At 43.7% G+C, this 13,356-nt stretch carries 14 protein-coding genes; 5 read left to right on the top strand and 9 right to left on the bottom strand.

The window, feature by feature from the left end; translation table 11 throughout:
- Nucleotide 1: 1 nt before the first annotated feature.
- Nucleotides 2–295, bottom strand: coding sequence for an HU family DNA-binding protein (locus MIC7126_RS0117715; protein WP_026100346.1), 294 nt, complete (start codon nucleotides 293–295; stop codon nucleotides 2–4).
- 466 nt (nucleotides 296–761) lie between these two features.
- On the opposite strand from MIC7126_RS0117715, the gene MIC7126_RS0117710 reads away from it, so the two are divergent.
- Together MIC7126_RS0117710 and MIC7126_RS30565 are read left to right on the top strand one after the other, a co-directional pair.
- Nucleotides 762–941, top strand: coding sequence for a high light inducible protein (locus MIC7126_RS0117710; protein WP_017654502.1), 180 nt, complete (start codon nucleotides 762–764; stop codon nucleotides 939–941).
- 66 nt (nucleotides 942–1,007) lie between these two features.
- Complete coding sequence (locus MIC7126_RS30565; protein WP_154655913.1) at nucleotides 1,008–1,268, top strand: hypothetical protein; 261 nt, start codon at nucleotides 1,008–1,010, stop codon at nucleotides 1,266–1,268.
- 90 nt (nucleotides 1,269–1,358) lie between these two features.
- On the opposite strand, the gene glmM is transcribed toward MIC7126_RS30565, so the two are convergent.
- The gene (gene glmM, locus MIC7126_RS0117705; protein ID WP_017654501.1) at nucleotides 1,359–2,831 is read right to left on the bottom strand and encodes a phosphoglucosamine mutase; all 1,473 of its coding nucleotides are present in this window, start codon (nucleotides 2,829–2,831) and stop codon (nucleotides 1,359–1,361) included.
- Between the two features lie 633 nt (nucleotides 2,832–3,464).
- On the opposite strand from glmM, the gene MIC7126_RS0117700 reads away from it, so the two are divergent.
- From MIC7126_RS0117700 to MIC7126_RS29970, 3 genes are all read left to right on the top strand, one after another.
- Nucleotides 3,465–4,181 carry a biliverdin-producing heme oxygenase gene (locus MIC7126_RS0117700; protein WP_017654500.1) on the top strand — a complete coding sequence of 239 codons (717 nt, stop codon included), beginning with the start codon at nucleotides 3,465–3,467 and terminating at the stop codon, nucleotides 4,179–4,181.
- A 268-nt stretch (nucleotides 4,182–4,449) separates the two neighbouring features.
- Nucleotides 4,450–5,484, top strand: a complete 1,035-nt coding sequence (gene cobW / locus MIC7126_RS0117695; RefSeq protein WP_017654499.1) for a cobalamin biosynthesis protein CobW — start codon at nucleotides 4,450–4,452, stop codon at nucleotides 5,482–5,484.
- Between the two features lie 69 nt (nucleotides 5,485–5,553).
- Nucleotides 5,554–5,934 carry a hypothetical protein gene (locus MIC7126_RS29970; RefSeq protein WP_017654498.1) on the top strand — a complete coding sequence of 127 codons (381 nt, stop codon included), beginning with the start codon at nucleotides 5,554–5,556 and terminating at the stop codon, nucleotides 5,932–5,934.
- Here MIC7126_RS29970 and MIC7126_RS0117685 read toward each other — a convergent pair.
- The 7 genes from MIC7126_RS0117685 to tftA all read right to left on the bottom strand — a co-directional run bounded on the left by MIC7126_RS0117685 (nucleotide 5,921) and on the right by tftA (nucleotide 13,256).
- Nucleotides 5,921–6,130, bottom strand: coding sequence for a hypothetical protein (locus MIC7126_RS0117685; RefSeq protein ID WP_017654497.1), 210 nt, complete (start codon nucleotides 6,128–6,130; stop codon nucleotides 5,921–5,923). The two genes, MIC7126_RS29970 and MIC7126_RS0117685, sit on opposite strands and share 14 nt — an antisense overlap.
- A 90-nt stretch (nucleotides 6,131–6,220) precedes the next feature.
- Complete coding sequence (locus tag MIC7126_RS0117680) at nucleotides 6,221–6,529, bottom strand: DUF3181 family protein (RefSeq protein WP_017654496.1); 309 nt, start codon at nucleotides 6,527–6,529, stop codon at nucleotides 6,221–6,223.
- Nucleotides 6,530–6,634: 105 nt separating this feature from the next.
- Entirely contained in the window at nucleotides 6,635–6,892 is a 258-nt protein-coding gene (locus MIC7126_RS0117675) for a 2TM domain-containing protein (RefSeq protein ID WP_017654495.1), read from the bottom strand.
- Between the two features lie 144 nt (nucleotides 6,893–7,036).
- Entirely contained in the window at nucleotides 7,037–8,806 is a 1,770-nt protein-coding gene (locus tag MIC7126_RS0117670; protein WP_017654494.1) for a hybrid sensor histidine kinase/response regulator, read from the bottom strand.
- Between the two features lie 196 nt (nucleotides 8,807–9,002).
- Complete coding sequence (locus MIC7126_RS0117665; protein ID WP_017654493.1) at nucleotides 9,003–9,452, bottom strand: response regulator; 450 nt, start codon at nucleotides 9,450–9,452, stop codon at nucleotides 9,003–9,005.
- A gap of 53 nt (nucleotides 9,453–9,505) precedes the next feature.
- Nucleotides 9,506–11,731, bottom strand: a complete 2,226-nt coding sequence (locus tag MIC7126_RS0117660; protein WP_017654492.1) for an ATP-binding protein — start codon at nucleotides 11,729–11,731, stop codon at nucleotides 9,506–9,508.
- A gap of 172 nt (nucleotides 11,732–11,903) precedes the next feature.
- Nucleotides 11,904–13,256 (bottom strand): hormogonium tapered terminus morphoprotein TftA, encoded by a 1,353-nt coding sequence (gene tftA / locus MIC7126_RS0117655; protein ID WP_017654491.1) that lies wholly within the window; start codon nucleotides 13,254–13,256, stop codon nucleotides 11,904–11,906.
- Between the last annotated feature and the right edge of the window lie 100 nt (nucleotides 13,257–13,356).

Raw genomic sequence — 13,356 nt, 5'->3', positions numbered from 1 at the left:
CCTACGCTTTTTCGCCTTTTGGGGGTGCTACCCGTTCTCTAAACAGCTTCCCAGCGGAGAAGGCTGGAACCTTGGTAGCCGGAATTTCCATCTTTTCATTGGTTTTGGGGTTACGACCTTCACGGGCTTTACGTTCCCGTGATTCAAAGGAGCCAAATCCTACCAGCGTTACTTTGTCGCCAGAAGAAACAGCTTCAATTATCGTTTCCAAAGCTGCGGTCAAAACAGCATCTGCCTGTTTTTTAGTCACACTAGCTTTTTCTGCCACAGCATCAACCAATTCACCTTTGTTCATATCAAACTCCTTGAGGTTTACTTGAGATTCTTTACAGATGCACCCTGAGGCATCTTTATTAAAATCTCTGTTGAGAGAATTACAAAAATCGACCTTTGAGAGCATTTATACTCAAAACGGCTGCAAATCCCATCGGCTCGACTTTTCAAAGAATCATTCTAAGGTGTAGTAGCCTGATGTGGATAGATGAAACCATTAATTTATATAGATTTCAGGATTTTTTGTGATTTTAGGGTGGTTATTGCACTAAAAAACCGCTTTTTTCTAGTAATAAATACTTATTAGCAGCCAATTTTTCCAGGTAACACCCAAAAGACAATCAGCAAGACATAAATCTCCATCATTAATTGGTTTGTTGCGGAAGCCGTCGAAATTTGTTAACTAATATTGCATTTTGTTAAAAACATGTTACATTAATCTGCGTAGTCAAATAACTGCAACAACACAGAGAACTGGAGTGTTACTTATGTCAGACGCTAAGAAAACTGTAGCCTCGGTTTCAGAAGATCCCAATGCACTGCGCTGGGGATTCACCCCTCAAAGCGAGAACTGGAATGGTCGCTTTGCCATGATTGGTTTCGTATCTGCTATCTTGCTGGAATTGTTCTCTGGTCAAGGCTTCCTACACTTCTGGGGCATCCTCTAGTATTAATTAAAAGAGAACAAACAACAGGCAATAGGCAATATAAACCAACATTCGGCTTATTGCCTATTGCCTCCCCCCCAAAGGGATGACAACTTACAATCAGGTGCCAAAGCAACGGGAGTAGAACTCACCGATCATATTTTGATACGGATTAATCAACAACAGCGATCGTGTGTAAGCATCGCCTTGGCGCTCAATAATTATGCCAGAACCCGTACCTGCTCCATCAATCCGGACTGTAATTTGTTGCGCTATCGGACTAAATTTATGTGGGTTTCAATGCGATGGCAATTTGCACATGCGCGATCGCAACCACTGTACCAATAAAACTGCTGTTAATCCACAGCTTCTGCAAATCAAGTGATGATTTGACAGAAGCTGTAAAAAAATTTGGGTTTTTTAACCCTGGAAAATTAACTAAATTGCTAGATGTTGCTGGACTTGTGAGACTAATTCGTTTGTCCAGTGGTGAGCCAGTTCAGCCTCGGCCGCTTCCACCATAACTCTGATTACTGGTTCTGTACCAGAGGCGCGGACGAGAATTCGCCCAGCATCACCCATTGCGGCTTCTGCTAGGGCGATCGCTTGTTGTACAGGTTCGCAATCTTTCCAGCTTAAACGGCGATCGCGATCCATAACTCGCACGTTCCGCAATAATTGCGGATAGGTTTGGAAACTTTGATTTACCATGTCGCTGAGGGAAACGCCTGCTACTTTCACCAAAGCTGCTATGTGTAAAGCTGTTAATAAACCATCTCCAGTAATGCCATAATGACGGCACAGGATGTGACCCGATTGTTCACCACCCAGCATTCCTCCAGTCCGCAGCAATTCTGCTTGTACATATTGATCGCCTACTGCTGTGCGGATTAAGTTTCCACCTTGTTGACGCCAAGCTCTCTCAAAACCTAGATTAGCCATGACGGTGGAAACAATCAGGTTGTCTGGTAGTTGTTGCTGTTGTTGTAATCTGCGTCCCCACAAATAGAGGATGTAATCGCCATTCACTTGGCGTCCGCTGTTGTCTACTGCGAGGACGCGATCGGCGTCACCATCAAAGGCGAAACCTAAATCGGCGTTGTGTTGTTGGACTGTGGCTTGGAGAATCTCTAGGTGGGTGGAACCGCAGTTGACGTTGATGCGCGAGCCATCTGCTGTGTTGTGTAAGCAAATCACCTCTGCGCCCATTTCTGTAAACACTGATGGCGCTAACCCGACCGCTGCGCCCCAGGCTAAATCTAACACAACCTTCATTCCTTGAAGATTGACTACATTTTGCAGAGGTGTTTTTAAAGCGGCGCTATAGTCTCCTACTAATTCGCTGCGCCCGTAATGACGCCCACAATGACCAACACCTGTAAATGGGAGATTCCCTCGCAATCCCGCTTCAATTTCTGTTTGTAAGGCTGGTGGTAACTTAGCACCATCTGCACCAAAAACTTTAATTCCGTTGTCTTCCGGTGGATTATGGCTAGCGGAAATCATCACTCCCCCAATCGCATCACTGACGCTGGTGAGGTAGGCGACGCAGGGTGTGGGACATAATCCCAAGTACCAAACTTCTACCCCCGCTGCTGTTAACCCTGCACTCAAAGCCATAGCCAGCATATCACTGGAGTTTCTCGAATCCTGTCCTAGGATGACTGGCCCTGGTTGAGATGCATGGTTACGCAGAACCACACCCGCCCAAAAACCTACTTGTAATGCTAAGGGCGCACTCAACAAGTCTCCCACTCGTCCCCGAATCCCATCTGTGCCGAACAAAGGGTTTGCTGGTAAAGCTATTGAATTCAACCCAAAATTGCCCGCGATGTCTTTCTCTAATTGGTCAGATTTGCAGGTAGAATCTGCATGATTGCCGCCTTGAGTCCGAGTTATAGATGAAACCATAGGTTTAGTTACTCCACACAGTCAAACTGGAGAATAGCACTTTAAACTTTGTTCAACAATTCCGACTTGTATACTTTTTGATTTCATTAATTATCTGGGTTTGATTCAGCGTAATTACGCAATACAGCAGTGTTCAGTGTTACTTTATATTTTGCTGTCAGCGATCGCCTTGCTTACTTCTTGTGTATGCTCACTTAACTATATACTGATTTTTTGATAAAGCATGAGTTTGCGCCCAAATATCCATAAGTAATACTACTCATAAATATTTGCTAATGACAGTGAAGATTCCCTAAAGTAAATGTCGATTTTGTATTTTTCAAAAAATTTAGGTTTGTGTTGAGGTTTCGATGAAGGTACAGACCTTGTTTTTACTAGTTCCTAGCCTCTAACCCCGCAAATGTCACACCCCTGAACTTAAAAAATTTTAATATAAATTCTCATCAAATAGTTTTAAGGTAACGTTTTAATGGCCTTTTTTAGCCGTTAGTCAACATAAGTATGAAGTATAAGGTAGGAAGTATGAAATTACCCCACCCATAAAGCGATGTGATTATTCATCCTTGACACTTCATATCTTCTTTTAGTCAATTGAACTTCGGCAGTAAACCTTTTAAGGTAGAGAGATTTAGCATGAGTAGCGATTTAGCAAACAAATTGCGTGTAGGAACCAAAAAAGCCCACACGATGGCAGAAAATGTTGGTTTTGTCAAGTGCTTTTTAAAAGGGGTTGTAGAGAAAAACTCCTACCGGAAGCTAGTCGGCAATTTTTACTTCATCTACTCAGCCATGGAAGAGGAGATGGAAAAGCACCGTAACCACCCAATCGTTGGCAAAATTAACTTCCCCGAACTCAACCGCAAACAAACTTTAGAAGAAGATTTGCATTTTTACTACGGTTCTAACTGGCGCGAACAAGTCCAATTATCTCGCGCTGGGGAAGCTTATGTGCAACGTATCCGCGAAATCTCCGCTACAGCACCGGAACTGTTAGTCGCCCATTCCTATACCCGTTACCTCGGCGACTTGTCAGGGGGACAAATTCTCAAAAATATTGCAGTGACAGCAATGAACCTGGGGAACGGACAAGGTACAGCCTTCTATGAATTTGCAGAAATTTCCGACGAGAAGGCATTTAAAGCTAAATATCGCCAAGTCTTGGACGAATTACCCATTGATGAAGCGACAGCCGATCGCATTGTTGATGAAGCTAACGCGGCTTTTGGGATGAATATGAAGATGTTCCAAGAATTGGAAGGCAATTTGATTAAAGCGATCGGTGTGATGGTTTACAATAGCTTGACGCGCCGCCGCACACGTGGTAGTACAGAACTCGCTACCGCTGAATAGAGAAACTAGAGATGAAAGGCTGGTATTTTAACTCAGCACTTAGTTTGTAGTGAGCGCTTAAACACTCAAGCAGAGGATGAAAGTCCTCGCTACGAATTGCCAGTTAGGGGCAATATTCCTGTGATTGTTTTATGCTTATGGAAGCAACCATAGGAGTATTGCCCCTCAATTTTGTCCATTCTTTACTAGTTGAATTGACAATGCTCCATGCTCGATAATTTTTAAAATTGATTCGTGCTTTATTCCCTATTTCCTATTAACTGAAAACATGGCTGGAAAAATCCCTGTCACCGTCATCACAGGCTTTTTAGGTAGTGGCAAAACTAGCCTAATTCGCCATCTACTGCAAAATAACCAAGGACGCCGCATTGCTGTTTTAGTCAACGAATTTGGCGAATTGGGAATTGATGGTGAGTTATTGAAATCCTGTCAAATTTGTCCTGAAGATGGTGATAGTAATATTTTTGAATTGACTAATGGTTGTTTATGTTGCACTGTGCAGGAAGAATTTTTTCCGGTGATGCAAAAGTTGCTACAGCGGCGAGATAGCATCGATTGTATTTTGATTGAAACCTCCGGTTTAGCATTACCAAAACCTTTAGTGAAAGCTTTTCGTTGGCAAGAAATTCGCGCTGCGGCGACAGTGGATGCAGTAATTACTGTTGTTGATTGTGCAGCTGTAGCAGCGGGAACATTTGCTAGTAATCCAGAGGCGATCGCTCTACAACGACAAGCAGATGATAACCTAGAACACGAAACACCATTGCAAGAATTATTTGCAGATCAACTCGCTTGTGCAGACTTGGTGGTTTTGAATAAAACTGATTTAGTTGATAGCGAAACTCAAGCTAGAGTTAAAGAGTTAGTTAAACAAGAATTGCCGAGGTTGGTGAAAATTGTCGAGAGCGATCGCTCTTTGCTCGATGCTTCTATTTTACTTGGTTTTCAAGCTGCAGTGGAAGATGATCTCGATAGTCGCCCCACTCATCACGACACCGAAGAAGACCACGACCACGATGATGAGATTACCTCAACTCACTTCATTCTCGATAAAGCTTTCGACCCAGCAAAGCTACAAAAACAATTACAAGCACTCGTCAATCAACAAGAAATTTATCGTATTAAAGGCTTCGTTGCTGTACCCAATAAACCAATGCGATTAGTCATACAAGGCGTAGGAACGCGATTTGATCAATTTTACGATCGCCTTTGGCAACCTGCAGAACCAAGACAAACCCGCTTAGTCTTCATCGGTCGGGATTTGAAATCTGCAGAGATAGAATCGCAGCTTGTGGCTTTATAGTTTTGGGGAATGACGGGGGGTGTGGGGAGATGGGGTGGTGGGGTGATGGGGTGATGGGGTGATGGAGTGATGGGGAATTTGTTTGCAGTTATTGGATTTGCAATTGCTGTTTTTGCAACTCCATTTGCTATTTCCGCGACAGCATTTGCTATTTCCGCGACAGCATTTGCTGTTTCCGCGACAGCATTTGCTGTTTCCGCGACAGCATTTGCTGTTTCCGCGACAGCATTTGCTGTTTCCGCGACAGCATTTGCTATTTCCGCGACAGCATTTGCTGTTTCAACAACAGCATTTGCTGTTTCCGCGACAGCATTTGCTGTTTCCGCGACAGCATTTGCTGTTTCAACAACAGCATTTGCTATTCCTCATCACCCCCCATCTCCCCATCTCCCCATCTCCCCATCTCCCCATCTCCCCATCTCCCCACATTCCCCCTCTACCCTTGTCTAAAATTGGCGTCTAACCAACAGCGTGGTAATTTCTCACCAGAAGGGAAAATCAGGTTTTCTTTTTTAAAAGCGTCTGGCTCTTGTTCTTCTTGACCTTCTTGGTCTTGTGCATGAACGATGTCATTATTAGGATCGATTAATTCTTGAATGTCCAGAATTTTCACTAAATCCTGGGTATCTTTGAGTTGTAAAAACATAGTTAATAAACTCCCTAATTTTAATTTTGCATCAAAAAACGACCGACTTTTTTGTTAAGTCGGAGATTTAGGCTTTGCTCGCAGAAAAAATTAAATCTCGCGCTGATATTTCTCTAAAATATCTACTAAGTTTACTTGTCCTTGCAGCGGGATTAAATCGCTTAGAGGTAGTTCCTTTCTTCCACCGCCGATTTTAACTTTGATGGATTCGAGGACGGAAATCACACGGTCTTCGCTAACAGAGTTGGCGGTGATTAAAGGATACACTTGCTCGGCGACAACTGTGTGTAGCTTGGCGTCAGATAAATAAAGGTGCCACTTGGCAATATCTATATAGACATTTTCGCCGATTTCGGCTGCTAGGGCTTCCAGCAGTTCTGTAGTGTTAGTTCTAGCCATAAAAATAACCCTATTTGAATCGAGGCTATTTATAATTATCGCGCAATTAGCCAGACCGACTCTACCATCACAAGTTACAATTGCCCCAGCATGATTAGTCTTTCTTCAGGTTGATTTATTTGGTGTTTGTGAATAATCAGCGATCGCACTAATATAAATTAAATGCACTAGCAATATCCCCACCCAACCTGCAGTTACCCAAGGTAGCCAAGCCCAAGTAGCTGCTTTGAGATTATGGAAGAACCATAGACCAGAATTAATCGTAGCCGCGATCGCCACATGTAACGCAAAATTCATTCTGTCATCTATCTTACGGTAGGCGGGGTCTTGGCGATCGGGTTTGGTAGGCCAGCGAGGAGGCATAAATATTTATTACAAGTTTTTATACACCTTAATTATTTTAACTTGCATTGGGCATCGGTTATGGAGTATTAGCTTTGCATGATGATGCATAAACTAGCGCACCACAACGCTTCGTGTAACTTTTTATAATTCATCCTTCAGACTTCAGACTTCAGACTTCACACTTCTGGGTAAAATCACTGTCACCTTAGTTCCTTTTCCTACTTGACTAGACAAAACAATTTCACCGCTGTGTAACTTAACGCAAGCTTGAGTAATGGCTAGTCCTAAACCTGTACCAGGAATTGTGTCAACATTGCTCCCTCGGCTGAAGGATTGAAATAAACGCTCTTGATCTGCTGGTGGTATACCTATTCCTTGGTCTTGAATATGGAAAATGATCTGCGATTCTCTACCAATCAAATCGAATTCAACTTTCCCACCATCAGGAGAATATTTGATGGCATTAGACATTAAGTTTACAAAGATTTGTTGCAGAAGTTGGCGATCGCCCCAGAAGCTTTGACAATTTCCTGTGATTGTCAAAATCAATTCGTGCTTCTGACTCGCCATTTTGCGCTCTTGTTCCATCAATTCCCAGAAAAATTGCTCTAAATCGAGTGGTATGGGCTTAAATTTGGTTTTTTCTAACTCGATTTGGTTAACTAGCAGCATATCATCCACGAGTTTGGACATATACCGAGCTTTTTGCTCAATGATCTGCAAAAATCTCTGTTGTCTTAATTTGTCGAGTTGTTCGCTGTGTTGGATGAGAGTAGAGGCGGCGGCAAAGATGGAAGTTAAGGGTGTACGATATTCATGGGAAACGGTGGCGATGATTTGCGATTTAAAGGCGTTGAGTTGCTTTTCTTTTTCGAGTGCGGCTTGAGTTTGGGTGAGTAGTTCAGCTTGTTGAATAGCGATCGCTAATTGCACTGACACTTCATGAAGTATATCCACATCTTCAGCTTGCCATTGTCGCTCTCCAGAACACTGATGAGCAATCAACAATCCCCACGGTTGAGCTTCTCTTTGGTCGTTGTGGCTGAGATTAATCGGGACTACTAAATTTGCTCGCGTATTCAACTGTTCTAAACCCTGGGGACAGCAATTACTCACACCAGAGTTCCATGTGATTTCTTGTGCCAATTCACACATTTTGTCACCGGCTTGATAAACATGAGAAAATGCTTGCTGACATCCCCAAAGATGGTTTTGACAGAGGTTGTTACCAGTTACAGATAAACTACGGGGCTGAATTGTGTTGTGTAAAGCTGCACTACCCACCCTTGACTCACCATCAATCGGCTGATAGTGATGACACGCGCTGATGGTGCGGTAAGACTCCACATAAGCGGCGAATATTTCCCCATCAATATCTTTGGCGAACTGATATACTATGACGCGATCGCACTTGAGCAACTGCTGAACCTCCACCACAGCTGTGTTCAAAATTTGCTCTAAATCCAAAGATTGACGAATTCGCAAAGCTGTTGTCGCAATCAACCGCTGGCGTTCTCTAGTTTTGCTCAGTTGCGCTTGTAAACAAGATTGCTTAATTGCATTGCGGACTGCTAATTGCAATACCTCTGGTTTGAGATATTGCTTAACTAAATAATCTTGCACACCTTGTTTCATCGCTTGCACAGCGACTTCTTCATCACCCCGTCCTGTCAGCATAATTACTGCTACAGCAGTATTAAATACTTCTTGGCGCAACCTAGCGAAGAGTTGCAACCCACTCAGATCTGGTAGGCAAAAATCTAGTAAAATCACGTCGCAGCGGTGTTGTTGACAGAGTAAGAATGCATCCGCTGCACAGTCGGCTTCTAAAATTTTGTAGCTATGATGCGGATCGCTCAACAGATATCGGCGGTAAATTTTGCGATCTGCGGCACAATCATCAACGATCAGTAATGTCCATGTGTCCTGCATAAAAGTATGAGGATCAAGAAGCAATGTAAATTACTTTGATCCAGATTGTGATTTATTTACATAATTCTAAAAATAATCTAAAATAAACATAAATAAAATATAAACAAAATCCAAATTTATTTACACAAGCCAAAGCGTTTACTGATGCACTTAGTAATCAGTAATATAAAGAAAACTTTTACTCTTCCAGACAAAGTTAATCAGGGGTCGGCAAAGTATTCACCTGCAGCCAATAATCCACAAACGCCTGCACAATCTTTTGCAGTTCCTGGGCATCCATCGGCTTAACCAGATAGCCATTCGCACCTTTTTGGTAACATAACTCTACATCCTGGGGATTAGAAGATGTGCTAAAAACAACAATGGGAATCTTTTTTAGACTGTGGTCTTGCTTTAACCGTCCGAGAATTTCTCGCCCATCGATACCTGGTAGATTCAGGTCGAGCAAAATCACCGAGGGACGGGGCGCAACATTCGGGCTGCTGTAGTTACCCTCCCGATAGAGAAAATCTAAAACCTCATCTCCGCTGGTACAGCGATATATGGGGTTTTGGACAGCCAGACGCCGCATCAAGCGTTGCAGCATCTTAAAATCTTCATTACTGTCCTCTACAACGAGCAGGGGTTGATGAAACCTTTTTGTCATCAGTTGTCTTAACAAAATGTAATCTTATTCAGGTTTTTGTAAAGTATTTTAAACTATTCCAGCGTAAAATAAAATATCGAGCCGACGCCGAGAGTCGATTCTACCCAAATGCGACCGTTGTGTAACTCGACAATCTTCTTAACGATCGCTAACCCCGCACCTGTCCCTCCACCATATTTTTCTTGGGAGTGGAGTCGCTTAAATAGACGGAAGATGGTTTCTAAGTGATGTTGTTGAATACCGATACCGTTATCCCGCACATAAAAAATCCCGGAACTTGTAGCTGAATCTAAATAACCGATTTCAATTTCTGGCTGGGCTTGATCGTTATACTTACCAGCATTACCCAAAAGATTACTAAACACCTCATTAATTAACACCGAGTGACAGACAATCGTCGGTAAAGGTCGAGGAACCAGGATATGGAAACGCGATTCGGGACGACTAGCACGAAACACATCAATAACTTGGTCAAGCAATGGGTTCAAGTCTGTGGGTTGGAAGCAGAGTTGAGCTTGTCCCAACTGCGAAAGTCGCAACACCGCATTAATCAAGGTTTCCATTCGCTGCGACAAAGACAGCACCGTCTCTAAATACTCCACCCCCTCATCACCCAACACATGGGCGTAGTCTTCTAGCAGTACGGTGGAAAAATTATAAATCCCCCGCAGAGGTTCCTTGAGGTCATGGGAAGCAGCATAAGCAAAAGCTGCTAATTCTTGGTTACTGCGTTCCAACTCTCGGTTAATTTGGGCTAGTTCATCTACGGCTTTGAGTACAATACCCACGATCGCATTTCTTAAAGCCAAAGCGCTATCAAGTTCACAAGGTTTCCAAGAGAGCGAAGTTAATACAACCGTTTCTTGCCATTTAGCGAAAGATGTTCTCGGACGCAGGATAATATTATCATCAGCCCCCACTCGGAGTGATGGTTGGGGGTTCCCTGCCCAGTTTAGCGTTTGCAGTACTTCCGGGCGAAACCAGAGAATGTAATAACGCCGGACTTGGGAAATGCGTAACAACAGCAAACCACTCGCAACATCTTTGAAAGTCAGCGCTTGTGAGTAAAGCTGGGGTAGAGAATCAGTGGAAAATAAATTATCGCTGACTTGAGTATCCGCCCACATCATCAGTTTTCGCACCGCTTCTGCATCTGGTGTCGTCCCCACCAAAGTGATTTCCCCGTCCAGACAAACTGCTGCGCCGGTAGCGCCGACAAGATCGAGTAAGCGAATCTCTGGTTTAATCAAAGCATCGATAAAGTTATCTGCGTGGGAAATAGACTTGAGCAAATCAGCTTGTAAAGCTTTCAGCTTCACCTCATAATCCCATTCCCAGTGATTAACTTTGTGCGCTAACTCAGCAGAAATCATCTGCGCTAAGAATTCGCACATCTTCCGTACTTCATAAGGAAGATGTTTAGGAGTTTGATGATGACAAGATATTAATCCCCAAAGTTGACCTTCTTTCATCAGAGAAATCACCATCATTGCTTCCACACCCATGTTGTGATGGAATTCCACACAGCATGGGTCAACACTGCGGAGTACTGATAAGCTTAGATCTACAGGCGCTGCAGGCACAAGCATGACGGGGGGAGCAGTTAAATTGGGAATAAAACGCAACGCACAGCGTCTGTATAATTCCCTAGACTGCTCAGGAATATCTGTAGCTGGATAGTGGAGGTGGAGATAGGATGGTAATTCTGCTGTTTTCGCTTCCGCAATCACCGCACCAGCGCCCTGTTGGTCAAATTGATAAACTATCACTCGGTCGAAACCTGTGATGGCGCGTAATTCTGCTGCTGCTAATTGCAGAAATTCTGGGAGGTGGGTAATGCTTTGCATTTTAGCGATCGCCCCGCCGACAATTGCCTGAAACTGTAAGAAACTTAAAGGCGCGATCGCTTTTGTTGGTTCTAGCTCGACAATAACAACATCTGGAGTGCGATGAACAATGCAGTCAAAATACTGCACCTGATTATGTATATTAATTGATACTTTTAAACAATAAACGCTGCCAATTTCCTGGATTAAAAAATCGGCGATCGCCCTCATTTGTTGCTCACCCAGTAAACATTCCAGCGATTTACCGAGTAAATCTTGCGGACACTTGCCTAAATAAGCTTCCGTATTATTACTAATATGCCATATCTGTAACTGAATATCCAGCACCAGCATGACGCCATGAGGTTGAATTGCACCAGATAGATGAATCGGTAGATATTCCTGATGAGGATGTGATGTAGTTGGGGTGGTCGGATCTTGAAACTGGCTCATAAATCAACCAAGAGCAGCTGACTTTTACAATAGCGCAATTAAATGTCACATTTCTTTAAAACTCGTGATTGATAATTCGTGATGGGTCATCAACAAAGCTGAGTGCGACAAGGGTTTCCGAAACAGAATTAATTGCAGACTTTTTTGCTGTTCCCTAATCCCTGTTCCCCATTCACAACAACCCCGCAGACTCATATAATCTTTTGAGCATGGCTGTAATTTTGGCGCCATAATCCAGATCTGCTGACCAACGTCCTGATAGTTGATCAATGACAGTAGCGACACCACGGGTGACGAAGCGAAACCGGGGAGCTACCACAGGCTGCACTAAAGGCTCTAAACTAGCGTAAGCTTTTAAATGTTGGATATGCGCTCTCACACCAATTCTGGCGCTTTCAAAAGACGCAGCATCCCCACCGCCCCCAGCAGTACCTAAACCAGCAAAGTTATTTTGTTGGGGTTTGATGTCGCCACCAAAGCGTAAAAAACCAGTTTCTACACACATTTGGCAAAAAGCTATGTCATAATTAATTCCCTCGATGCTTCCTTCCTCTCGGTAGAGTTTGGGGATATCGGGAAACTGCACTAAAGCATTTTCATTGTTGTTTCGCAAGAATAATTGCAGTTGTACCTCAGAAGTGTTGCCGTTACCGACAATTTTGTCAAATTGACCAGAACAAATCACCGAAATTGAGCGCAAATTGAGAGTGCGATTGGCTGCGTCCCAATTAATCGAAATATGAAAATCTCGTAATTCGATCGCTTTGACATACACAACCCGACGATAGGTGATGCGGCGGACATCAGGCGCTTTTGACAAATCAATTCGCAAACGGTCTACTAAATCTATGGGGATGTGAGCATTACCGTTGATTAATATTCCTTGCTCTTGATACTGTTGTCCATTAATGTTGATATTGATCGCTGGATAGGTTGGCTCTGGGGCGGGTGCTTTACCAGGATCAACAACACGACTCCAAGACTCCAGCCCACTTGCAATTCCCGCAGCAAATTCTCGACGACGTGTTTGCAACAAAGCCCTGTCTTCAGGGTTGGTGAGAAAACCGACTTCCATTGCTAAAGAAGCGATCGCCACTTGACGACAAAAAATTAATCGCCCCAAACCACTTTCAGTATCTGGCTTGACACCGCGATTTGGTAGCTGAGTCACGCGACGCAATAGCCCCATCAGCACTAATTCCGCATTGCTTTTGCGATCGCTATTAGTGGTAATGTAATAAACGCTAGCCCCGCGCACACTCGGATTACTAGCGGCGTTCATTTGAATCTCCAACGCCACATCAGTAGCGCGCCCGCGAGCATTAATCCAAGCGATAGTTTGCGCCGCACTCAAATCATCCGGAACAGACAACACCTCAAAACTCCGCGCCCGCAGTTCCACCACAATCAAATCTCGCAGCAGAATCATTTCCCTCGCTTCAGTCGTACCACCAGCGATCGCACCTGGATCAGTTCTTCCTGCTTCTATCCCTCCATGAGCCGCTGAAATAAAAATCCGCCCCATCTTCAGTATTTCCTTTGGCAAGGTTCAGTGTAAGCAATTGTATACATCATTTCTGTGCTTGCAACAAGAATATAATAGATGGGGAGATGGGGCGATGGGG

The organism is Fortiea contorta PCC 7126 (assembly GCF_000332295.1).
GTDB classification, from domain to species: Bacteria; Cyanobacteriota; Cyanobacteriia; order Cyanobacteriales; family Nostocaceae; genus Fortiea; species Fortiea contorta.
This window is presented reverse-complemented; position numbering and strand designations above follow the sequence as displayed.